Origin of the sequence: Frankia torreyi, from assembly GCF_000948395.1 — a bacterium.
Lineage (GTDB): Bacteria > Actinomycetota > Actinomycetes > Frankiales > Frankiaceae > Frankia > Frankia torreyi.
On the sequence record NZ_JYFN01000001.1, the window covers coordinates 194,076 to 214,917 of the forward strand.

The following is a 20,842-nucleotide window of genomic DNA, read 5'->3' on the forward strand; positions in this document are numbered from 1 at the left end:
CCCCTGCGAACCGGAAGGACCTTCCGATGCCTCACACCACACCGATCCTGACCGCCGACATGGTCCTGTTCTCCCAGACCGACGCCGGCACGCAGGTCCTGCTCATCCAACGCGGCCACAACCCGTTCCGGGGCCGGTGGGCCCTGCCCGGCGGCTACGACGCCCCCGGCCGCGACCCCCGCGGCCCGCTGGTCAGCCACGCCTTCACCGCCCTGGTCGGCCGAACCCCGAAGGCGACCGCTGGCGACGACGCGGCCGCGGCCCGCTGGCGTCCGCTGGCCACCGTGCTCGCCGAGGGCCGCCTGGCCTTCGACCACGAACAGATCATCCGCGACGCCGCCGCCCTCTACGGCCTCGGCTGACCACACCCGAGCCCGCCGGCAGGCAACACCGACCCCCACCCCGAACGATCACGTCGAAGGAGAACACCGTGGGCCTGTTCAGGTTGGAGAACCCACCGAAGGAGAAGAAGACCACCCCCGCGGCTCCCGTCGCCCGCAGGGAAGGGCAGCCCGCCAATCAGAACAGCCCGAAGAAGGGCCGCCACTCCTAACATCGCCGGGCACCGCCGTATCCACCTGACCTTCACCACACGCATTCCCTGACTACACCCCAAATCCTTTTCGTACCGAGCCCGCGCTACCCCCATGCCGAAAACAGGCCGGGAACCGAGGAAAGGAACGCATTCATGGGCCGGAACAAGGACGACCAGCGCACCTCCTGGGGCGACAAGCCCGGAAAGCCGATCACGTCCAGCAGACTGACCCGCCGCGACCTCGGAAAGATCGTGCTCAAGGCCACGGTCGGCACTATCGCCCTCAACGGACAGAACCCCGACCTCGAGATCAGGGACTGAGCGCACCAGCCACCGCCCCCCTTCTTTTCTCGCCCGACCGTGACCCCGGTTCAGGAGACCGCCATGCCCCGCAAGATCCGCATCACTTCCTTCGGCTACCTGCACAACACCGCGCCGCCGGCCGACGTCGTTGTCGACCTGCGCCCCTACCGGGACCCGCACATCTCACCCGAGCTGCGTGACCTGACCGCGAGAGACCCCCAGGTCCGCCAGGCGGTCATGAGCACCCCCGGTATCCGCGAACTCGTCGACGCGACCGTCGCCGACCTGCGCACCCGTGCTCGTCGCCGCCAGTCCGAGCCCCTGCGCGTCGCGATCGGCTGCGCCGGGGGACGCCACCGCGCCCCCACCGTCGCCGACGCCATCGCCGACGGCCTCCACACCTTCGCGAAGGTCCGCGTCACCCACCGCGACCTGCGCAAACCCGTCGTCCGCCGCTAACCCCCTGTTGACCCCGTGGTGCGGCGGGGTGCCGATCNCCCCGCCGCACCACCCCCCTCAGAAAGGACCCGATCCCACGTGAGGTTCACCCCGCCCGCCCGCCGGAACCGCTGGCCGTTCCTGGTCGCCCTCGCCGCCCTGGCCTTCCTCGCCTACGCCGCGCACTCCCCCCAGCCCGCCGCCACCGCCGCCGGCACCCTCACCGGCCACGCCCTGCACGCCGCCCACGGCCTGGCCACCTTCGTCCACGCCCTCTAACCCGCACACCGCGACCCCGTTGGAAAGGGACTCCCATGGCACACGAAGACCTCATCGCCGACGTCGTCAACCTGGCCCGCAAAGTCCGCGCCGGAAAGCCGGGCGCCGCCGATCTCGCCGAAGCTGCCCGCGAACTTCAGTCCTTCACCGGCATCCGGCCCGGCTACTTCGCCGGAATCCCGAACAGGCGGTCTCCCGATCCGATGGTCAACATGCGGTGGGACGTCGCCCGGGAGGGACGCGGGTACCTCGCCGTGACCGCCGAAGCGGTCCGGCGAGCATTCCCCGACAGCAGGACGACGTCGACTCTCGACTGGATCAGCATTCACGGCCTCGGCGTTCTGCCCGGAAAGCTCCCCGACCGGGACACGGCCACGGTCGTGCTCTACGACTACAAACTCCCCGTCGGCAGCCTTCTCAGCGCCATCCACGACGGCAACGAACCGAAAACCACCGCCGCTATCCGCCGACTCGCGGTGACCGGACCATGACGAAATTTTCGATCCGGAGCATGCCGCTTCAACCGGAGGGCCGGGTCGCCCGCCGCGGCAACCTTGTCGCACTGGTCAGGAAGGCACCCGGCTACCGCGGGCGTCCCCCGGGTGCCGTCGAGGTCACCCTGGCCCGGATCACCGGCCTGACCCGCGACGGCGAGATCCGCAGCTACCGGCCCGTCGCCCCCGCCCAGGACTACGACGTCCCGGTCGAGCGGTACTGGCAGGACATCGAGGGCTTCACCGACGCCTCGAATCTCGACCCCGACCGGGCAATCGAGATCGCCCGCGCCCACACCTGGCCCGGCCACCCCGACGCGCCGCGCCCGTGGGAGTCCCTCGAAGACGCCCGCCGCGCCCTGCGCGCCGCCCGCCGCAGCTAGCCGACCCACCCCGGCCGATCGGCACCCACCAGCCGGACCTACCGATCACGACCAGCAAGCCGAGCAGGCGGGCCGGGCCTTCATGTCCCACCAGACCTCGAACCCGGCCCNCCTACCCACCCGCCACCCGCATCCTCACCGCCCTGGAGCACTCGTGACCACCACCGAACCCGCCACCGGCCCGGTCGGCATCCGCCACCACATGACCACCGCCCGGATCCTCACCGTCAAGAACGGGACCGGCCAGCCCCCACGCATCGCCGCCCTGGCCCTCACGCCCGGGCTGTACCTGGCCCGAGGCCACCGCTACTGCCCGGTCATCCTCACCGTCGATGAGCACGAGTGGTTCACGACCTGCGAAGACGACGTCGACTGGCCGGCGTCCTGCCCCCACCGGCCCCACTGGGCCTGGCGACTCATCACCACCGCCGGCCTCGAGCTGAGCCCGTTCGCCTTCGAGCAACCGGTCGCCGCGGTCCGCGCGGCCGCCGCCGACCTCGCCCGCCTGCCCATCCCCTGGACCGACACCAACCCCGGCCGCCAACGGGCCGCCGTCCTCGGCTTCGTCCGCGACCAGGCCCTCGACATCCTCCGCAGGCTCGACCGCGGCGCCTACACCACCGCCCATGCCACGCCTGGCGAGCGGGAAGCCGCATGACCACCGCCCCGGGCACGCCCGACGCTGCCGGCCCTGTCGGGATCCGCCTGCACGGCGCTCCCACCGACGTCGCCGCCGTCCTGGCCGTCCTGCGCGCCGCTCTGCTCACCGGAACGGCGAGCCGCCCCTACCCGGACCGGGCCGGCGGCCGGATCCGCATCTATCTCACCGTCCCACCCGGCAGCCCCGCGCAGGAACGCCCGTGAGGTTCTACGACCCGGCCGGCCGCCGGTACGGCCTGCCGACCTTCCCGTTCCGGATGGCCCCCGACCATCTCGCCACCCGCGCGCAGCTCGCCGCGATGGGCCTACGACCTGTCGGCGACCCGGTGGCCCAGCTCGCGTGGGCCGGCCGCCCCGGGCGGCGCCGCGGCGCCGGCTACCGCACCGCCGCCCTCTACCACCTCGCCCACACCGTTCTGCGCGACCCGCCAAGCCCGGCCCGGCTGGTCCAGCTCGCCGCGGCCCGCGCCCGCCGCCGCTGCTGCCCGACCTGCCATGCCGACGTCGGCTACGTCATCCCGGCCCGCTACGGCCAGTGCCTCGACTGTCAGCAACCCCAGACCACCGCCGCATAACCCCCGGAAAGGACATCTCCGATGGCGAACGAAACCCCGATCACGATCAGCGGGAATTTGACCGCCGACCCTGAGCTGAAGTTCACCCCCGCCGGCGCGGCGCTGTGCCGGTTCNCCGTCNCCNCCNCCCCCCGCCGCTACGACAAGGACACCGGGAAGTGGGTCGACGGGGAGGCGCTGTTCCTGACCTGCACCGCGTGGCGGACCGCCGCGGAGAACGTCGCCGAATCGCTGACCAAAGGCATGCGGGTCGTGGTCACCGGCCGGCTACGTCAGCACCACTGGGACGACCCCGAAACCGGCCAGCACCGCTCCATGTTCGGCCTGGACGTCGACGACGTCGGCGCGTCGCTGCTGTTCGCCACCGCCAGCGTGCGCCGCGCCTCCCGCGGCACCACCACGGCCGGGGACGACGCCTGGGCGACCGCCACCGGCCAGCGGCCCGCCGCCGCCGGGGCGACGAACGAGACGGACCCCGCCTACAGCACGGAACCGCCGTTCTGACCTGCCCCGCCCACGGCGGAAGACGGGGGCCGGCCGGGCCGGCCCGGCCGGCCTGCCCCGCCCGCATCTCGATTGGAGGTCCGATGCCCGCCGCATCCGGTGCCCCTGCTCCCGGTGGTTTCACCGTCGGGGAATGGGCCCGTGACATCGACGCCGCCCGCTGGCAGGTCCTGCACGACGCGATCGACGAGCACGGCCACTGGCGCCCCGGCCACACCACCGCCTACGCCGACGCCCAGGCGGCGGCCACCGCGGCGCTGCGCACCGTCGCCCTACACCTCGGGGTTCCCCTGGCGCAGGTCGGGCCGTGCGGGTCCTGCGCCGCCTTCTGCCATCTCTACGGCCCCAGCGGGAACCCGCTGTGCCCACGCTGCCTCGCCGCCGCCCGCGCCGCCGCCGCCCGCGCCGCCGCCCGCGCCGCCGCCGCCCGCGCCGCCGCCGCGCGCGTCGAAGCGGCCCGGCCGGAGCATCGGAGGGCGGCATGAGCGGCGCCGCGGGCCGGCTGCATGCCGCCCGTGGGTACGCCGCCCGCGGCTGGCATGTGTTCGTCCTCGGCCGCACCAAACGACCCGTCGCGAACTGCCCGCGGTGCGCCGCCGCCGGCCCCGACCACGACCCGCACGCCTGCCCCTGCCTGACCTGCCACGGCTTCTACGCCGCCACCATCGACCCCGACCGGATCGCCGCCATGCTCACCGCGCACCCCGACGGTCTGCTCGCGATCCGCACCGGCGCCGTGTCCGGGCTGGCGGTGGTCGACATCGACCCCCGCCACGGCGGCCGCCTCGACCGGACGCTGATGACCCCCACCGCAGCCGTGGCCACCCCCGGCGGGGGCTGGCACCTCTACTACACCCATCCCGGCCGGCCCCTGCCCGCGAAACTCCCTGGCCGCGACGGCATCGACATCAAAACCGATGGCGGCCTGGTCGTCGCCCCACCGTCCACCCCCGCAGGCGCCCCACGCGGCTACCGGTGGACCGTCCCGGCCCGGCCGGTGGGAGAGATGGCCCCCCGCCTTCTCCAGGCCTGCCGGACCCGTCCGGGGCCGGCGGTCCCAGCGTCGACCGTCACTCCCACGCCCAGACCAGCCCGCCGCCAGGGCGGGGGGGCCATCTCCCACCCTGACGCGCTGCTCGCCGCGACGCTCGCCGCCGTCGACCACGCCCCCAAAGGCCGCCGCCGCGTCACCCTCTACGGCGCCGCCCGCGGCCTGGCCCGCATGGTCGCCGCCGACGCCCTCACCGCCCCCGACGCCGTCGCCGCCCTCACCGCCACCGGTGAACGCAACGGCCAGACCCCCCGCGACATCCGCGGGGCGATCAAAGGCGGTTTCGAAGCCGAAGGCATGCCCACNCCCGTCTANCCCCCGCCCGGCGGCCCGCCGCAGGCCCCCGCACATCGAAGGAGGTGCCATGAGCCCACCACCATCCGGCAACGTCTGGCCGATCCGCCCCGACGACCCGACCCTGACCCCACCGATCGGCGACGGGCCGATGTGGGAACTTCCCGTCCCGCTCGCCCGCGCCGCGCCACCGCAGCCGTTCCCGCTGGAGGTGTTCCCCGGCTGGCTGGCCGACATGGTCCGCGCAGTCGCGACGTTCACCCAGACCGACCCCGCCATGGCCGGCGCCGTCGCCTTAGCCGTCCTGTCGACCTGCGCCGGGGGCCGGCTACAGGTCGAACCCCGCCCCGGCTGGCGGGAACCAGTGAACCTGTTCCTCGCCGCCGTCGCCGACCCCGGGGAACGCAAAAGTCCCGTCCACGGCGCCCTGGTCGCCCCCCTGCTCGCCGCCGAACACACCCTGATCACCCGCGTCACCCCCCTGGCCGCGGAGAACGCCGCGCTGCGCGACATCGCCGAACGCACCGCCGAACAGGCCAAGAACGCCGCCGCCCGCGCGGCGAAGGACAAGCGCAAGGGTCTGACCGACGACGCCGTCGCCGCAGCCCTGGAAGCCGAAGCCATCACCGTGCCCACCACACCCCGGCTCCTCGGCGACGACGCCACCCCCGAAGCCCTCACCACCCTCATGGCCGAACACGGCGGACGCATCGCCCTGATCAGCGACGAAGGCGGCATCTTCGACGTCCTCGCCGGCCGCTTCTCCTCCGCCCCGAACCTCGACCCCTACCTCAAAGGCCACGCCGGACGGCCCATGCGCGTCGACCGCAAAGGCCGGCCCTCGGAATTCATCGCCACACCCGCCCTCACCGTCGGCGTCATGATCCAACCCGCTGTCCTGCGGAAGTTCGGTCAGAACGATGACCTCGCCGGCCGCGGCCTGGTCGCCCGGTTCCTGTTCGTCCTGCCCGCGTCCCTCGCCGGCTGGCGTGACGTCGACGCCCCACCCGTCCCCGAACCCGTCGCCGACGTCTACGCCCGCCGCATCCACGACCTCGCCGCGACGCTGGCCGAATGGACCGACCCCGCCGTCGTCGCCCTCACCGACGACGCCACCGCCCTACGGGTCGCGCACGCCGAACGCATCGAGACCCAGCTACGCCCCGGCGGCACCTACCGCGACATGCGCGACTGGGCCAACAAGCTCGCCGGCACCACCCTGCGCATCGCCGGCCTGCTGCACATGGCCCACCACCCCACCGACGGCTGGCGCCGCCCCCTGCAAGCCGAGCAGATGGCCGGCGCGATCCGGCTCGCCGACGTCCTCGCCGCCCACTACGCCACCGCCCTGCACACCGTCACCGCCGACCCCAACAGCGGACCCGCCGGCCGGACCCTGCGGTTCCTCATCGACAAGAAGATCACCGACTTCACCCGCCGCGACCTCCACCGCCGCCTCATCCGCCAACTCCCCAAAACCGGCGACGTCGCCGCCGTCCTCGACACCCTCAGCGCCCTCGGCTGGACCCGCCAACGCCCCGACGGCCGCTACGAACTCCACCCCCGCGCCGCAGACCTCGCCGACACCGTTGACACGTTGACAACCAACATCAACAGCGCCTTCACCGCAGGTCAGGACACCGAAACCAGTGTCAACACCCCCGCCGACACCCCGTTGACAGCCGTTGACGCCCAAGGCGAGACGGGCGAGGTGTCAACACCTGTCAACGCCCTGTCGACNCCCCCGTTGACNCCNAAAANCCCGCCATGAACCGCAAGAACGCTCCCATGCGGCCCGACTGTCAACGTGTCAACGCCTCCCGCGCCCCACCACCGCCAGGACGCCAACCCGCACCCCCGACCGACCGCTCGAAGCGGCCCCGACGACCAGCCGACCAAGCAACCCGCCGGGACCGCACCCCAACCCACCCGAAGCAGGACGGAGCAACCCCAGCATGACCCCGAGCGCCACGCCGTCGACCCCAGTCACGGACGGGACCACACCAAGACACCCAACCCGTCGAAGCTCGCCGACCACACGGGCCAGGAAGGCAATGGCACCGCCACCGCAACCCGGCCCCCGCGAGCTCCTGCCGCTCGCCCAGGTCCTCGCCGAGCTCGGCGACGAGCGCGGCCCGCTCGCCCGCAGCACCTTCGACGACTGGCGCGCCCGCGGCGCCGCCCCCAAGGTCATCAAGCTGCCCAACGGGCAACTCCGCATCGACCGCGCCGACCTCAACGCCTGGCTCGACAGCCGCACCCAGGACCCCGCCGTATGACCACCCCGCACGACGCCGGCCGCCCCCACCAGGGCGGCCGGCCCACCACCTTCGACGTTCGCATCTGGGCCATCAAGACGATCAGGAACAAGTCGCGGCCGGACACCTACCAAGTCCGCTGGAGGGTTGCAGGACGCCCAAAGCCCAACTCGAAGAACTTCGCCACGCTGCCACTCGCCAAGGCCCGTCATGCCGAGCTATTTGCCGCGACGAAGAAGGGCGAGGCCTTCGACGTCGAACTGGGAGTCCCGATCGGTGAGGTCCGCGCTGCACTGGCCGCGGAGGTGCCTACACGTCCGCGAACCTGGCTGGAGCACGCCCGCGACTACGCCGATGCCCGATGGGACGAGCGACAGGCCCCAGGCACCCGCCGGGCGCTCGCCGACGCCCTGGCGACGGTCACACCAGCCCTTTTCTCCGAGAGACCACCGGACGAGATCTCTAACCTGGTGCGTGAGGCACTGTTCGGCTGGCTGTTTCAGAGCGGATCCCGCCGGTCGTCGACCGACGACGGCACGTGGGCGGAGAACCCGCCGCCGGCCAAACTGACGCAGGCCGTGGCCTGGCTGGAAGAACACACCATGCCGCTTCCGGAGCTGATGGATCCCGACCTCATGCGTGCCTGCCTGACCCTTCTGGGACGCAAACTTGCCGGCGGACCCGCTGCGCCGAACACCGAGCTGCGCAAGCGGATCGCGTTCGGAGCCTGCCTGAACTTCGCCGTCGTCCGTGGCGACCTGCCGGCCAACCCTCTGCCTGCGTTGGACCGGGCCGCACCGAAGACCCGGGACCAGGTGGACAGACGAGTCGTCGTGAACCACATGCAGGCCCGTGCACTCCTGGAGATGGGGGTGCGGCCGGTGGCGCCGGATTTGGTCGCCTGGTACGGCGGGATGTACTACGGGGCGCAAAGACCAGGGGAGATGCAGGAGCTGCGTTACCCCGAGAACCTGACGCTGCCACCACGTGGGTCCGGTCGGTGGGGAGAGATCGTCTTGGTCGGCAACAACCCGGAGATGGCGCCCGGATGGACGGACGAGGGGGAGCGGAGAGCCCGGGAGCTTAAGCACCGCGCGCCCGGCGAGACCCGGGAGATGCCGGTTCCTCCACCGCTGGTCGACCTGTATTGGGCGCACCTGGACAAGTTCGGCACTGCGCCGGACGGACGGCTGTTTCGCGGCTTGAAAGGCGGCCCGGTCACCTCAGTCCGCCATCGGGAGGTATGGGCGAAGGCACGCCAGCGAGCATTGACCCCCGCTGAAGTAGCCTCACCGCTTGCGCGCCGACCATACGACCTTCGACACGCTGCGGTGTCGACGTGGCTGAACGCCGGCGTAGCGCCCACCCAGATCGCGGAGTGGGCGGGGCACTCGGTAGCCGTCCTGCTGCACACCTACGCCCGATGCATCGTCGGCCAGGACGAAGCGGCCCGCAGGCGCATCGAAGCCGCCTTGCTACTCGATGCGCCTGCCGATGAGTCCATGCCACGTCCATAAACGATCGGGGTCGGTCGCCACCGGTCGGGAATAGTCGGGACCGTCGCGAGCGGACAGGGAGAACAGATCATGGCTCCTGACAGGGGAAACGACTTGAGGTCAGCCCTTGAGCAGCGCGCGGGACATGACGACGCGCTGGACCTGGTTGGTGCCCTCGTAGATCTGCGTGATCTTGGCGTCGCGCATCATTCGTTCGACCGGGAAGTCGCGGGTGTAGCCGGCGCCGCCGAAGAGCTGCACCGCGTCGGTGGTGACCTCCATCGCCACGTCGGAGGCGAAGCACTTGGCGGCGGCAGAGACGAAGCCGAGGTTGGGCTCGCCGCGTTCGGCCCGGGCGGCGGAGACGTAGACGAGGTGGCGGGCCGCCTCGATCTTCATGCCCATGTCGGCGAGCATGAACTGGACGGCCTGGTTGTCGGCGATCGCCCGGCCGAACTGGCGGCGCTGCTTGACGTAGGCGATGGCGGCGTCGAGCGCCCCCTGGGCGATGCCCACGGCCTGCGCGCCGATCGTCGGCCGGGTGTGGTCAAGGGTGGCGAGCGCCGTGCGCAGGCCGGTGCCCGGCTCGCCGATGATGCGGTCGGCGGGGATCGTGCAGCCGGTGAGGTGGATCTCCCGGGTGGGGGAGCCCTTGATGCCGAGCTTGCGTTCCTTCGAGCCGACCTCGAAGCCGGGGTCGTCGCGGTGCACGACGAAGGCGGAGATGCCGTCGGCCTTCTTCGTCGCGTGCGGGTCGGTCACGGCCATCACGGTGTACCAGGTCGACACGCCGGCGTTGGTGATCCAGGTCTTGGTGCCGTCGAGGACCCAGTGGTCGCCGTCGAGGCGGGCGCGGGTGCGCATCGAGGCGGTGTCGGAGCCCGCCTCCCGCTCGGAGAGCGCGTAGGAGATCATCGCCTCGCCGCTGGCCAGGGAGGGCAGCACGAGGCGCTTGAGCTCCTCGGAGCCGGCGAGGATGATCGGCATGCTGCCGAGCTTGTTCACCGCGGGGATCAGCGAGCTCGACGCGCAGACGCGGGCGACCTCCTCGATGACGATGCAGGTGGCCACCGAGTCCGCCCCCTGCCCGCCGTAGCTCTCCGGGACGTGCACCGCGGCGAAGCCGGCCCGGTCGAGCGCCTCGCGCGCCTGGTCCGGGAACCGTTCGTGCTCGTCGACGTCGGCGGCGAACGGCGCGATGTCCTTCTCGGCGAGCGTGCGCACCGCCTCCCGCAGCGCGGTGTGCTCCTCGGCGAGCTGGTAGAGGTCGAAGCTCGGGTTCACAGCAGGCCGCCTTGGTCGTCGGGTCCTCGGATGGCACGAGGGGTCAGGCCGCGCACGGGATTCAGTCCGCGTCGTTGTTCAGACCGTGTCGGTCAGTCCGCGTCGTCGGTCAGGCCGCGTAGTTGTGGAAGCCGCGGCCGGTCTTCTTGCCGAGCAGCCCGGCGTCGACCATGCGCATGAGCAGCGGCGGCGGCGAGTACAGGGGCTCCTTGAACTCCTCGTACATCGATTCGGCCACCGCCTTGATGGTGTCGAGGCCGATGAGGTCGCACAGGCGCAGCGGGCCCATCGGATGGGCGCAGCCGAGCACCATGCCGCGGTCGATGTCCTCCGCGACGGCGAAGCCGGACTCCAGCATCCGTACCGCGGCCAGCAGGTAGGGAACGAGCAGCGAGTTCACCACGAAGCCGGCCCGGTCCTTCGAGCGGATGACCTCCTTGCCGAGCCGGCCGGTGACGAAGCCCTCGGCGGCGGTCTCGGTCGCCGGCGCCGTCAGCAGGGACGGGACGATCTCGACGAGCTTCTGGACGGGCACCGGGTTGAAGAAGTGGATGCCGACGACCTGCTCCGGCCGGGACGTCGCCATGCCCAGCTTCATGATCGGAATAGACGAGGTGTTGGAGGCGAAGATCGCGTCCGGCCGCGTCACGACCTTGTCGAGTGCCCCGAAGATGTCCGCCTTGAGCTGCTCGTTCTCGGCGACCGCCTCGATCACGACGTCACGGTCGGCGAAGTCGCCGAGATCGGTGGTGAAGGTCAGCCGCGCGAGCACCGCGTCCCGGTCCGCCTCGGTCAGCTTGCCGCCGCGGACCCCGCGGTCCAGCGAGGACGTCAGCCGCGTGCGACCCGCGCTCAGGGCCGGCTCGTCGATCTCGCGGACGGCGACGTCCAGGCCCGCGCGGGCGGCGACCTCGGCGATCCCGGAGCCCATCAGCCCGCACCCGATCACGCCCAGGCGGGTGAACGTGGAACCCGAGTCGGCCTCGGCGGCAGTCACCTCGGCGGCAGCCGCCCGGGCGACGGGGTCCGCTGTCTGCACCGCATCCACCGAAGTCACTCCTCGCGCTCGCCTGATCCCGAATCTGCTGGGGGACATCGACGGTGCCGGAACCGCGGCAGCCACGACGATCGGCCACGCGGGCGCGGCACGTCAACCGCAGGCGGCGCGCGACGGATCTCGGCCCGCTTCCACGAGGCGTCGGGCGGCTGGGGGCGACGGCTCCGGACACCGCTTCCGTGTCCACGTCCAGCCTAGTCCGTGTGCCTGTTCCGCTCATCAGATCGGACGTCGGCCCAGGTCAGGACTTCAACAGCAACGACCAGATGGGCAGCGTGGCAAACGACAGCGGCACCCCGACCCCCACCAGCAGGCTGGGCAGCGGGGTGGCGAGATCGTGCCGGGCGGCGATGAGCGCGCCCGCGACCATCGGTGGCATCGCCGCCTCGAACAGCGCGATCGTCACGTCGTGGTCGCCGAGCGTTCCGGTCAGCGCGTAGACCCCCACCACCAGCGCGGGGGCGACGACCAGCTTCACACCGAGGCCGAGCGCCAGCTCGCGCCACCACTGCCGGACGGCTCGCACCTCCAGTTGCAGGCCGATCGAGAACAGGGCGAGCGGGGTGAGGGTCGCGCCGAGCGAGGCCAGCGCCGAGTCCAGCCAGTCGGGGAAGGCCAACGGCCGCAGCGCCAACGCGGCCACCAGGGCGCACAGCGCCGGCGCGGTCAGGACGCGGCGAGCCAGCTCCGCGCGCGGCAGGGACGCCCCGGCGATGATCGTGACGGCGCCGAGCACCACGGTGTTGAGCAGCAGGAACGAACCAAGCTGGTCGACGAGCACGGCGATGGGCACCGACGACGCCCCGAAGAAGACCGTGACCATCGGAAAGCCGACGAAGCTGGTGTTGGCCACCGCCGTCGCGGCGACCAGGGCCGTCACCGTCGGGCGGGACAGCCCCATCGGCCGCGCCGCGAGCAGGTACAGCGCCGTGGACAGGACGAACAGCAGGTAGGGCGCGGCCACCACGAGCGCGAGGTTGCCCGGGAAGGTCACGGTATGCATGGCGCGCAGGACGAGCGCCGGCAGCGCGATGTCGAGCAGCCAGGTGTTCACGACCGCGGCGGCCTGGGCGGGCAGCCGCTGCCGGCGCCGGACCACGATGCCCGCAACCAGGCCGACAAGCAGGACGACCAGGGCGGACATCCGGCCATCGTGGCAGTCGGCGCCGCCGTGCAGGGCCGCACGTGGGCCAGCCCACGTCACGGTCTGCGACAGCTCGGCCGGTCGGCGGGCAGCTCAGCCGGTCAGCGGGCAGCTCAGCCGGTCAGCGGCGCTCCGCCCGGCGTCGGCGCGCCCGACGCACCCGGCGCAGCAGCCGGGGGAACGCGATGTTCGCGGCGAACAGCGCCGCGGCGAGCAGGTAGTTACCCTCGCCCAGGCGTTCCTGACCGGGTAGGGGCAGCAGTGTGTAGGTGATCAGGACGAGGGCCGCCAGCAGCAGGGTGCCCACCATCACCCCGCCGATCCAGGGCGGCGAGTCGCTCATCGACCGCGACCGCCGGCCCGCCGGCCGGGAACGCGCACCGTCCATCGCCACTGCCGAGTTACTCCTCACGGGTCGTTGTGGCGGACATCCTGTTGTCATTGTGGAGGACGGATGGCAGATTGACGGATCAGTTCTGCCGAACCGTCGGATGCCCGTTTCGTGCCTGCATTGGCCCGGTCGGTGACCTGCCGGTCGGCCCGGCGGATCGGAGGTGCCGGTGGCGGCTCCCGTGCTCACCGCGCCCGGTGGGATTGCCTGGCGTGACGGTAAACGGTATATGTGGCTGACCGCCATCATCGTGCCACTGCTCGCCATCGTGAGCTACGGGTTGTGGCACCGTACGGGCCTCGGGGTGCATTGGTGGATCACCCCGCTGTTCGTCTTCGTCCTTGTCCCGCTGCTGGACATATCGACGCCCGCGGATTCGGTGAATCCTCCCGAAGAGATCCGGGCCGCTCTTGAAGCGGATCGTTTCTACCGCCGGTGCACCTACCTCTACCTGCCGCTGGCCGGCATCGGTCTGGTCCTCGGCGCCGCGGCCTGGGCGGGCGGCGAACTGTCGCCGGCCGCCCGCGTCGGCGTGGTGGTCTCGGTCGGCACGGTGACCGGGGTGGGCATCACGACGGCCCACGAACTGGGCCACAAGCGGGCTCGGCTCGAACGGTGGCTGGCGCGGCTGATGCTCGCGCCCACCTGCTACGGCCACTTCTACGTCGAGCACAACCGGGGTCATCACGTGCGGGTCGCGACGCCGGCCGACCCGGCCAGCGCCCGTCTCGGGGAGGGCTTCTGGCGCTTCTGGCCGCGCACCGTGGTGGGTAGCCTGCGGTCGGCCTGGTCGTTGGAGAGCCGCCGGCTGCGGCTGCGCGGCGCGCGGGTGGTCTCGTTGCGCAACGAGGTGCTGCTTGGCTGGCTGCTCACCGCCGCCCTGTTCGGCTCGCTGGCCGCCGCCTTCGGACCGTCGGTGCTCGTCTTCCTCGCCGCGCAGGCGGTGTTCGGGTTCACCCTGCTCGAAGGCGTCAACTACATCGAGCACTACGGGTTGGCCCGGGTCCGTACCGCCGACGGGCGTCACGAGCCCGTCACCCCGCGACATAGCTGGAACAGCGACGCGGTAACCAGCAATCTGGCGCTCTACCAGCTCCAACGACACAGCGATCATCACGCCCATCCCACCCGGCGCTACCAGGTCCTGCGTTCGTTCGAGGAGTCGCCGCAACTGCCGGCGGGATACGCCACGCTGCTGCTCGCCGCGTACCTGCCCCCGGTGTGGTTCCGGCTGATGGACGACCGCGTCGTCGCCCATTACGGCGGCGACCTGAGCCGGGCGAACGTACATCCGCCGCGGCGGCGCGCTCTGGCGGCCCGTTACCGCGCTTAGCGGATCCCGTCCCACATCGCACCCGCCGGCGCGATCCGCGACCGGGACGGTTCCATCGGGATGGGCGTCCGGGGCCGTTCGTCGTCCGAGGCCGGCCGGGCCGGGGCGGCGGCCGACGGTCGGGCGTCGGCGGCGGGATCGGCGGCGCCGTTCGGCCCGGCGGCGGCCCGGCCCGCGTCCCGCGCCACCACCGACGTCGACCCCGCCGGGGCGAAGCTGCGGGACTCCCCGCGGTCGTAGGCGAGCAGATCCTGGCAGAGATCGCGGTAACCACGCAGCGCCATGCGCAGATCCTCCGTCGACGCCTCGCCGCGGGAGCGCCAGGCTTCGCGCAGGTCGCCGCGCTGCGCCTCGATCCGATCCTGCAGGGCGCGCACCGCCTCGTCGACCAGGCGGTCGGCCTGCTCGACCGCGGCCCGAGGATCGTCGACGAAGCCGAGCAGGATCTCCCGCCACCGGTCGGCGTCGCGCCCCTGGCCGGGCCGGGAGTTCGCCGCGGGGCGGCGGTCGTGCCTAATGCCGTCGAGGCTCATGACGGTCCTTCCTGTCGTGCTACGAGGGGGGCCGGCCACAGGGCGGCGTCGGTGCCGTCGGCGCGGTGACCGCGGAGGTCACCCGGCCGAGAGACGGGTTCTGGTGGACGAATCCGGGTTCGCGGGGGTTCACGCCTCCTGCTGACCGGGCGTGGCGGCGAGGCCGGCGGCAGGCCGGTCCTGCCGGTCCTGCCGGTTCGTCCGGTCGCCGGTGGAGCCGGCGTGGCTGCCGGCGCCGGCGGTCACGCCGACAAGCTGGTTGAACACCTCGCGGTAGCGCACGAAGGCCGCGCGCAGGCTCTCGGTGTCCCGCCGGCCCGCGGCACCTTTCCCGTCCGGCTTGGCCGTGGTCTGCTTATGCGCCTCCCGGTAGCCGGCGACGACACGCGGATGGTCGGCGGACAGCAGCTCGGCGCGTTCGGTGAAACTGCCGGCCGGATAGCCCCGGGCCCGCATCACCTCACCGACGAGAGCGTCCGCCAGGCTGGTTGCCTCGGCGGGATCGTCCACGAAACGGGTCTGCAGCGTCTCCCAGCGGGCCGTGTAGGTCGCCCGGTCGGTCTGGGTCAGCGGGTTGATGGTGAGCGCGTCGCGCCGGTCGGCGATCTGCCGGAGCTGGCGTTCCGCCGATCGCCGGTCCGCGTGCTCGGCGAGCACGCGGTCGTACTCGGGACCGAATCGCCGCTGCAGCCCTGCCCGTCGGCTGTCACGCTGCCCGAGGAGCATGACGCTGGCGAGGACGGCGACGGCGCAGATCACCAGTAAAATCCAGCCTACGGTGAGCACGGGAAAACCTCCGCCTGACGTCCCTCTTCCGCATCATGATCCGCCCGGTCGGGTACCCAGGTGCCTTCACGGTAAACGCGGGGAAAGCGGAACCGGGCGTACCAGGGCCCCGATAGTGCCGTCGGGGGCGTGGCGACGCGCCTCGTTCCGCCTCGCCGCATTCCAGGCCAGGGCGAGTTCGGCGAGTTCGGCGCGCAGGATCGTCCGCCCCGGCTTCGGCGGGAACGACGTGTCGACGGCCGACCGGATCGGCGCGACCAGGTGCGCCCGATCAGGCCGAGCACCTGCAGGCGGACAGGTACGCCCGGCGCCGATCCCGATCCCGATCCCGATCTCGATCCCGATCCCGATCTCGATCCCGATCTCGATCCCGATCTCGATCCCGATCTCGATCCCGATCTCGATCTCGATCTCGATGACGGTTTCGTGGCCGAGAGTCAGCGCGAGTTCCATGGTGCGCTCCGCCGCGACGCGCGGCTCGCCGGCGCGGGCGTCCGGCACTCCGGCGAGCCGACGGAGCTGGATGCCCGTTTCGTCCTCGCCCGCGTGCCGGCCGCCGTCGAGGGCGGCGAACAGGGTCGCGGGCTGAAACCCCCGATGGAGGTAGGTCCGGGGGACGACGGTGATGTCGGCATAACGCACCCGCTGATCGGCCAGGAGCAGGGCCGCGCCCTGAGCAAGGAAGGAAGAATATCCCCGTCACCGGATGCAGGAACCTCAGCCGGCGTTACCGCCTCAGCCGGTGTTACCAGCCGCCGGTGCTCCCATCCCGCCCGGTCTGAATGGCGGGATCGATGCGGATTACCGGGCGGGCGGCCGGGGTCGGCGGGAGAGGCTTCGCAGGTCGATGCGGGCTCCAGCCGGATGTGCGGATCGACCTTGGGTGGCGCGTCGACGAACATCTTGTCATCGCCGGTCTGGAACACCTCGATCGCCATCGCACCCCGCCGTCGCCCGCTCGGCGGTGCGGAGCCCGAATTCCTCGGCTCGAGATTTCCGGAGGCACGTGCCGGTGGTCAAGAAAGCTGACGAGGAGCTGCCGGCCCCGGATGATCCGCTGCGACGCAGGCCGCGGCCGGTCAAGGCTGCGGGCCGTGTCGCCTGCCCAGGGTTGGCAAGCCTGCCCAGGGTCGGTATGCCTGCGCGGGTCAGGGCCAGGCGCCGGTCCGGGGCTGTGGGCCGCTCACGCCTCCGGGTCGTCCGGCTCGGTGGGCGGCCACGGGGCCGACCCGCCAAGGTGCGCGGGCACCCACCAGTCGGGCTCGCCGGGCGCGGGGCGCGGATAGCTTCGCTGCGCCTCGTCGAGCAGCTCCGTCATCACCTTGTGCAGGACGTCCGTCCCAGTCCGGCGGTCGGTGAGCTCGGCCGGGGGGACCGGGCGGCCCACCGTGATGGAGATCGGGGTGCCGATCGCGTCCCGCAGCGTGAACGGATGCCCCTTCGTGAGGACCCGCTGGCTGCCCCAGAGGATCACCGGGATCACCGGGACGTTCGTGTGCGCCGCCATCCGGGCCGCACCGGACTTGAACGAGGCCAGGCAGAAACTCGGGCTGATCGTCGCCTCGGGGAAGACCCCGACGAACTCGCCGGCGCGCAGCGCCTTCAGCGCGTCCCGCAGCGACGCGGCCCCGGCCTGCCGGTCGACCGGGATGTGGTGCATCCCGCGCATCAGCGGACCGGAGATCCGGTGGTCGAAGACCTCCTTCTTGGCCATGAAACGGACGAGCCGCCGCCGGGCGGTCCAGAACGGTAGGCCGGCGAGCGCGAAGTCGAGATAGGAGACGTGATTGATCAGGACTATGCCGCCACCGGAGGCGGGAATGTTCTCCGCACCCCGCATGTCGAGCCGCAGGCGCAGCGCGCCGAACAGCCCCCTCGCCACAGTGATAACCGGCCGGTAGACGTATTCCGCCACGACGGGCCACTCCTCAGCTTGTCCTCGCGGTCTCCCCCAGGCACCCAAACGCGTTCCCGACCCTACCGCCGCCCCCCGACCACGGGGGCGCCTGACAGGGGAGCGCTCGCCCTTTCGAGGACCCCCGCCGGCACCTTCGCGCTCCCCCGGCCCGAGGATCGATGATGTCCGAACGGGCGCCGTCGGCCGGTGTGGGGCCAACGGCCACGTATCGGAAGAGGTGGCGACGCATCGGGCGACGCGCACGTATCTGGGAGGGAGCGGCCGGATGGAGATCCTGCGGCGCAGCATCGAGGCGCAGGCGGCGCCGCCGCAGTGGGTGTTCGTCGTCGCCGCGGTCCTCGCGGCCGTGACGGTACTCAGCGATCGGCTGTGGCCCGTCGCCCGACACGTCATCACGATTGCGCACGAGGGCGGGCACGCCCTGGCCGCGGTCGCGAGTGGCCGTCGCCTGGCAGGCGTCCGCCTGCACTCGGACACCTCCGGGGTCACCGTCTCCTCCGGGCGACCGACGGGCCCCGGCGTGATCGCCACGGTCGCCGCCGGCTATCCCACGCCCTCGCTGATCGGACTCGGCGCCGCCGCCCTGCTGGCCACCGGCCGCACGAGCCTGGTGCTCCAGCTCTGCGTGGCGATGCTGCTCGCGATGCTCGTCGTGATCCGAAACGGCTTCGGGGTGATGTCGCTGCTGGTCAGCACCGCGGCGATCCTGGCGGTCTCCTGGTTCGCGCCGCCCACCGCGCGCGCCGGGTTCGCCGCCTACGTCGCCTGCTTCCTGCTGTTCGGGGCGCTGCGGCCGGTGGTCGAGGTGCAGCGGCAACGGCGGCGTCGCCGGGGGAGGGATTCGGATCCGGATCAGCTCGCCCGGCTGACCGGGCTTCCACCGGGCTTCTGGGTGGGCCTGTTCGGCCTGACGGGGCTCGCGTGTCTCGCCGGCGGGGGCGGTCTGCTGTTCGGCTGAGCGCCAGGACCCCGCCGGGCGTGACGGCGTCGGCGGGCGTCGGCGTCACCGGCGCTGGGGATCAGGGGCGCTGGGGATCAGGGGCACTGGGGATCATGGGGTGCTGGGCGCTGCCAGGAAATGTCGGACCCGGCTGCCACACTGGTCGGCATGTGCGGTCGTTACACGCAGAAGTTGAAGGCCGACGATCTGGTCGCCGCCATGTCTGCCCGCGACGAGACCGGCGGTGGGGTCAGGGAGAGCTACAACGTTGCCCCCACGTCGACGATGCCGATCGTCGTTGCGGAGCCGCCCGCGGCCGGCGGCGGACCGGGTGGCGCGGCCGGCGGCGACTCGGGGGCCCCGTCGGGTGACGATCGGTCGGGACGGGCGCCGGCCGGCCGGGTCCTGCGGCTGGCCACCTGGGGGTTGGTGCCGTCCTGGGCCAAGGACCGCGCGATCGGCACCAAGATGATCAATGCCAGGGCGGAGACGGTGGCGACCAAGCCGGCGTTCCGCGCGGCCTTCGCGGCCCGGCGCTGCCTCGTGCCCGCCACCGGCTTCTACGAGTGGTTCCATCCGGGCGGCGGATCCCGGCGCGGGCAGCCGTTCTACATCTACCCGGCGGGTCATCCGGAGAGTGGGGGGATCTTCGCCTTCGCCGGCCTCTACGAGGTGTGGCGCAAGGGGGAGACGCCGCTGGTGACCTTCACGATCCTGACCACCGGGGCGGCCGAGGGCCTGGCGTTCCTGCATGACCGCTCGCCGGTGATCCTGCCCGCGGCGGCCTGGGACCGGTGGATCGATCCGGCGGCCGACCCTGCCGCGCTCGCCCCGTTGCTGCGTCCGGCGCCGGTCGGGGTGCTCGCCGCCCATCCGGTGGGCGCGGCGGTGGGCAACGTCCGCAACAAGGATCCCCGGCTGACCGACCCGGTCGACCTCGATCCGGCGGTGGCGGAGGCAGTGGAGCTGGCGGGCGGTCCCACGGTGGCGGCTGTGGACCTGGCCACCGGCAGCGGTGCCGCGAGCAGCCGAGCGGGATCGGCCGAGGCGCGCCCGGCGGGGGCCGCCGTGGACCTGTCGCTGTTCGAACTCGATCCGGCCGACGCGGTGACCGGCGACGTCACCGCCCGCGGCGAACGGTGAGTGGACGGACGCATCATGTGATTGCAGGTTCATCCGGCGGAAATCCGCGAGGATGGGGGATGCCGCCGGCGGCGGCGTCACGGGCGGACGGGCCCGCCGTCTGGGTCCGATGCGACTCGGGCCGGCGGCGGTCCAGCCCGACCGGCGCCGACCGGCCATGACCATGACCAGGCACGCACGGCCGGAGGAGAACCCGATGACGTCCCTCACCGATCCGACCGACGCGGCGGGCGCCGGTTCCGCCCCNCCGCTCGAGGCGCCGGCGCCGGCGGACGTCGCCGGGCTGGTCAACCTCCGCGACGTCGGAGGCATGACGACCGCAGACGGCCGTCGCACCCGCCCTGGCGTGCTCTACCGCAGCGAGATGCCCAAGGTCGGGGACCGCCCGCCGCCGGAGTCGATGACCTGGCCGCCGCGCACGGTGATCGACCTGCGTTCGGCCGTCGAGCGCGGGCCCGATCCGCACCCGCTCGCCGCTCTCGGCGCCGAGATCAGGGTGTTCCCGCTGCTCGGCGACGAGGCGGCGCCCGGCCGCCACACCGCCACCTCGGGGGCGATGGAGGGCGGCCTGCAGGCGCTCTACGTGGCGATGGTCGAGCACGCCGCGCCCCAACTCGCCGCGATCGTCGATGTCGTGGGGGAGGCGCCGGGCCCGGTGCTCGTGCACTGCGCCGCCGGGAAGGACCGCACCGGTGTCACGATCGCCGTGCTGTTGCGCCTCGCCGGCGTCGTCGAGGAGAACGTCCTCGCCGACTACGCGGCCACCGAGCAGAACATGCGCGGCGTGGTCAGGCGGCTCAAGGGGCACGCCCTGCTGCCCGGCGTGAGCGACCCGAAGCGGGGCCGCGAGCTGGTCAAGACGTCGCTCGCCGCCGCGGAGGCGGTCATCGCCACGACCGACGCTCATCCCGGCGGGGTGGCCGGCTGGGTCCGGGCTCACGGCGCCGGCGAGGAGTCGATCCGCCGCTGGCGCGACCGCCTCCTCGCCTGAGCGGGCCCGGCAACGCCTGAGCGGGCCGGCAACCCGCGAGTGGTGGCCCGTC

26 protein-coding genes and 2 pseudogenes are annotated in these 20,842 nt (G+C 72.4%); 20 read left to right on the plus strand and 8 right to left on the minus strand.

Features of this window, described 5'->3' with window-relative positions:
* Window positions 1-26 precede the first annotated feature (26 nt).
* From FF36_RS00820 to FF36_RS36700, 16 genes and pseudogenes are all read left to right on the plus strand, one after another.
* Complete coding sequence (locus FF36_RS00820; RefSeq protein ID WP_044882973.1) at window positions 27-362, plus strand: NUDIX hydrolase; 336 nt, start codon at window positions 27-29, stop codon at window positions 360-362.
* A 68-nt stretch (window positions 363-430) separates the two neighbouring features.
* Window positions 431-553 carry a hypothetical protein gene (locus FF36_RS39840; RefSeq protein ID WP_277912813.1) on the plus strand — a complete coding sequence of 41 codons (123 nt, stop codon included), beginning with the start codon at window positions 431-433 and terminating at the stop codon, window positions 551-553.
* Between the two features lie 135 nt (window positions 554-688).
* Entirely contained in the window at window positions 689-856 is a 168-nt protein-coding gene (locus tag FF36_RS35275) for a hypothetical protein (RefSeq protein ID WP_157866937.1), read from the plus strand.
* Window positions 857-919: 63 nt separating this feature from the next.
* Window positions 920-1,297 (plus strand): RapZ C-terminal domain-containing protein, encoded by a 378-nt coding sequence (locus FF36_RS00825; protein WP_044882974.1) that lies wholly within the window; start codon window positions 920-922, stop codon window positions 1,295-1,297.
* A 78-nt stretch (window positions 1,298-1,375) separates the two neighbouring features.
* Window positions 1,376-1,555 (plus strand): hypothetical protein, encoded by a 180-nt coding sequence (locus FF36_RS00830; RefSeq protein ID WP_044882975.1) that lies wholly within the window; start codon window positions 1,376-1,378, stop codon window positions 1,553-1,555.
* Window positions 1,556-1,590: 35 nt separating this feature from the next.
* Complete coding sequence (locus FF36_RS00835; RefSeq protein WP_044882976.1) at window positions 1,591-2,046, plus strand: hypothetical protein; 456 nt, start codon at window positions 1,591-1,593, stop codon at window positions 2,044-2,046.
* Between the two features lie 20 nt (window positions 2,047-2,066).
* Window positions 2,067-2,432, plus strand: coding sequence for a hypothetical protein (locus tag FF36_RS00840; protein WP_052680872.1), 366 nt, complete (start codon window positions 2,067-2,069; stop codon window positions 2,430-2,432).
* 654 nt (window positions 2,433-3,086) lie between these two features.
* Window positions 3,087-3,296 (plus strand): hypothetical protein, encoded by a 210-nt coding sequence (locus FF36_RS00850; RefSeq protein WP_044882979.1) that lies wholly within the window; start codon window positions 3,087-3,089, stop codon window positions 3,294-3,296.
* Window positions 3,293-3,667 carry an RRQRL motif-containing zinc-binding protein gene (locus FF36_RS00855; RefSeq protein ID WP_044882980.1) on the plus strand — a complete coding sequence of 125 codons (375 nt, stop codon included), beginning with the start codon at window positions 3,293-3,295 and terminating at the stop codon, window positions 3,665-3,667. The genes FF36_RS00850 and FF36_RS00855 overlap by 4 nt, the downstream gene beginning before the upstream one ends.
* A 21-nt stretch (window positions 3,668-3,688) precedes the next feature.
* Window positions 3,689-3,781, plus strand: a pseudogene (locus FF36_RS36695) (single-stranded DNA-binding protein); the annotation flags it as partial.
* A gap of 13 nt (window positions 3,782-3,794) precedes the next feature.
* Window positions 3,795-4,171: pseudogene (locus FF36_RS00860) on the plus strand (single-stranded DNA-binding protein); the annotation flags it as partial.
* Window positions 4,172-4,254: 83 nt separating this feature from the next.
* The gene (locus tag FF36_RS35280; protein WP_044882982.1) at window positions 4,255-4,656 is read left to right on the plus strand and encodes a hypothetical protein; all 402 of its coding nucleotides are present in this window, start codon (window positions 4,255-4,257) and stop codon (window positions 4,654-4,656) included.
* Window positions 4,653-5,527, plus strand: an 875-nt coding sequence (locus tag FF36_RS32190; RefSeq protein ID WP_131669448.1) for a bifunctional DNA primase/polymerase, incomplete at its 3' end; no start/stop codon positions are given. The genes FF36_RS35280 and FF36_RS32190, both read left to right, overlap by 4 nt.
* Before the next feature lie 224 nt (window positions 5,528-5,751).
* Window positions 5,752-7,256, plus strand: a 1,505-nt coding sequence (locus FF36_RS00870; RefSeq protein WP_277912816.1) for a YfjI family protein, incomplete at its 3' end; no start/stop codon positions are given.
* A 314-nt stretch (window positions 7,257-7,570) separates the two neighbouring features.
* Complete coding sequence (locus tag FF36_RS00875) at window positions 7,571-7,795, plus strand: helix-turn-helix transcriptional regulator (RefSeq protein WP_044882983.1); 225 nt, start codon at window positions 7,571-7,573, stop codon at window positions 7,793-7,795.
* Entirely contained in the window at window positions 7,792-9,291 is a 1,500-nt protein-coding gene (locus FF36_RS36700) for a tyrosine-type recombinase/integrase (RefSeq protein WP_044882984.1), read from the plus strand. Before FF36_RS00875 ends, FF36_RS36700 begins: the two co-directional genes overlap by 4 nt.
* A gap of 99 nt (window positions 9,292-9,390) precedes the next feature.
* On the opposite strand, the gene FF36_RS00885 is transcribed toward FF36_RS36700, so the two are convergent.
* The 4 genes from FF36_RS00885 to FF36_RS00900 all read right to left on the minus strand — a co-directional run bounded on the left by FF36_RS00885 (window position 9,391) and on the right by FF36_RS00900 (window position 13,098).
* Window positions 9,391-10,554, minus strand: a complete 1,164-nt coding sequence (locus FF36_RS00885; RefSeq protein WP_044882985.1) for an acyl-CoA dehydrogenase family protein — start codon at window positions 10,552-10,554, stop codon at window positions 9,391-9,393.
* A gap of 109 nt (window positions 10,555-10,663) precedes the next feature.
* On the minus strand, window positions 10,664-11,551 hold the full coding sequence (locus FF36_RS00890; protein WP_044883056.1) for a 3-hydroxybutyryl-CoA dehydrogenase: 888 nt from the start codon (window positions 11,549-11,551) through the stop codon (window positions 10,664-10,666).
* Between the two features lie 301 nt (window positions 11,552-11,852).
* Window positions 11,853-12,755 carry an AEC family transporter gene (locus FF36_RS00895; RefSeq protein ID WP_044883057.1) on the minus strand — a complete coding sequence of 301 codons (903 nt, stop codon included), beginning with the start codon at window positions 12,753-12,755 and terminating at the stop codon, window positions 11,853-11,855.
* A gap of 121 nt (window positions 12,756-12,876) precedes the next feature.
* The gene (locus FF36_RS00900; RefSeq protein WP_044883058.1) at window positions 12,877-13,098 is read right to left on the minus strand and encodes a hypothetical protein; all 222 of its coding nucleotides are present in this window, start codon (window positions 13,096-13,098) and stop codon (window positions 12,877-12,879) included.
* A 217-nt stretch (window positions 13,099-13,315) separates the two neighbouring features.
* On the opposite strand from FF36_RS00900, the gene FF36_RS00905 reads away from it, so the two are divergent.
* The gene (locus tag FF36_RS00905) at window positions 13,316-14,479 is read left to right on the plus strand and encodes an alkane 1-monooxygenase (protein WP_044883059.1); all 1,164 of its coding nucleotides are present in this window, start codon (window positions 13,316-13,318) and stop codon (window positions 14,477-14,479) included.
* Here FF36_RS00905 and FF36_RS35285 read toward each other — a convergent pair.
* The 4 genes from FF36_RS35285 to FF36_RS00925 all read right to left on the minus strand — a co-directional run bounded on the left by FF36_RS35285 (window position 14,476) and on the right by FF36_RS00925 (window position 17,713).
* Complete coding sequence (locus tag FF36_RS35285; protein ID WP_052680873.1) at window positions 14,476-15,012, minus strand: hypothetical protein; 537 nt, start codon at window positions 15,010-15,012, stop codon at window positions 14,476-14,478. The genes FF36_RS00905 and FF36_RS35285 overlap by 4 nt on opposite strands.
* 129 nt (window positions 15,013-15,141) lie before the next feature.
* The gene (locus FF36_RS00915) at window positions 15,142-15,798 is read right to left on the minus strand and encodes a hypothetical protein (RefSeq protein WP_052680874.1); all 657 of its coding nucleotides are present in this window, start codon (window positions 15,796-15,798) and stop codon (window positions 15,142-15,144) included.
* A 66-nt stretch (window positions 15,799-15,864) separates the two neighbouring features.
* A complete protein-coding gene (locus FF36_RS35290; RefSeq protein WP_044882986.1) occupies window positions 15,865-16,440 on the minus strand; it encodes a hypothetical protein in 576 nt (191 codons plus the stop codon).
* Between the two features lie 541 nt (window positions 16,441-16,981).
* A complete protein-coding gene (locus tag FF36_RS00925) occupies window positions 16,982-17,713 on the minus strand; it encodes a lysophospholipid acyltransferase family protein (protein ID WP_044882987.1) in 732 nt (243 codons plus the stop codon).
* A gap of 268 nt (window positions 17,714-17,981) precedes the next feature.
* Here FF36_RS00925 and FF36_RS00930 point away from each other — a divergent pair, with 268 nt between their 5' ends.
* The 3 genes from FF36_RS00930 to FF36_RS00940 all read left to right on the plus strand — a co-directional run bounded on the left by FF36_RS00930 (window position 17,982) and on the right by FF36_RS00940 (window position 20,790).
* A complete protein-coding gene (locus tag FF36_RS00930; RefSeq protein WP_095212088.1) occupies window positions 17,982-18,674 on the plus strand; it encodes a M50 family metallopeptidase in 693 nt (230 codons plus the stop codon).
* A 120-nt stretch (window positions 18,675-18,794) separates the two neighbouring features.
* Window positions 18,795-19,799 (plus strand): SOS response-associated peptidase, encoded by a 1,005-nt coding sequence (locus tag FF36_RS00935; protein ID WP_052680875.1) that lies wholly within the window; start codon window positions 18,795-18,797, stop codon window positions 19,797-19,799.
* Window positions 19,800-20,082: 283 nt separating this feature from the next.
* A complete protein-coding gene (locus FF36_RS00940; RefSeq protein WP_277912818.1) occupies window positions 20,083-20,790 on the plus strand; it encodes a tyrosine-protein phosphatase in 708 nt (235 codons plus the stop codon).
* Window positions 20,791-20,842: the final 52 nt, after the last annotated feature.

Excerpts from the sequence above, each read along its gene's own strand:
- FF36_RS00900 (WP_044883058.1), bottom strand. The coding sequence starts at position 13,098 with ATGAGCGACTCGCCGCCCTGGATCGGCGGGGTGATGGTGGGCACCCTG.
- FF36_RS00930 (WP_095212088.1), top strand. The coding sequence starts at position 17,982 with ATGGAGATCCTGCGGCGCAGCATCGAGGCGCAGGCGGCGCCGCCGCAG.
- FF36_RS00835 (WP_044882976.1), top strand. The coding sequence starts at position 1,591 with ATGGCACACGAAGACCTCATCGCCGACGTCGTCAACCTGGCCCGCAAA.
- FF36_RS00820 (WP_044882973.1), top strand. The coding sequence starts at position 27 with ATGCCTCACACCACACCGATCCTGACCGCCGACATGGTCCTGTTCTCC.
- FF36_RS35275 (WP_157866937.1), top strand. The coding sequence starts at position 689 with ATGGGCCGGAACAAGGACGACCAGCGCACCTCCTGGGGCGACAAGCCC.
- FF36_RS35285 (WP_052680873.1), bottom strand. The coding sequence starts at position 15,012 with ATGAGCCTCGACGGCATTAGGCACGACCGCCGCCCCGCGGCGAACTCC.
- FF36_RS00840 (WP_052680872.1), top strand. The coding sequence starts at position 2,067 with ATGCCGCTTCAACCGGAGGGCCGGGTCGCCCGCCGCGGCAACCTTGTC.
- FF36_RS00850 (WP_044882979.1), top strand. The coding sequence starts at position 3,087 with ATGACCACCGCCCCGGGCACGCCCGACGCTGCCGGCCCTGTCGGGATC.
- FF36_RS00875 (WP_044882983.1), top strand. The coding sequence starts at position 7,571 with ATGGCACCGCCACCGCAACCCGGCCCCCGCGAGCTCCTGCCGCTCGCC.
- FF36_RS00935 (WP_052680875.1), top strand. The coding sequence starts at position 18,795 with ATGTCGGACCCGGCTGCCACACTGGTCGGCATGTGCGGTCGTTACACG.
- FF36_RS00825 (WP_044882974.1), top strand. The coding sequence starts at position 920 with ATGCCCCGCAAGATCCGCATCACTTCCTTCGGCTACCTGCACAACACC.
- FF36_RS35280 (WP_044882982.1), top strand. The coding sequence starts at position 4,255 with ATGCCCGCCGCATCCGGTGCCCCTGCTCCCGGTGGTTTCACCGTCGGG.
- FF36_RS00895 (WP_044883057.1), bottom strand. The coding sequence starts at position 12,755 with ATGTCCGCCCTGGTCGTCCTGCTTGTCGGCCTGGTTGCGGGCATCGTG.
- FF36_RS36700 (WP_044882984.1), top strand. The coding sequence starts at position 7,792 with ATGACCACCCCGCACGACGCCGGCCGCCCCCACCAGGGCGGCCGGCCC.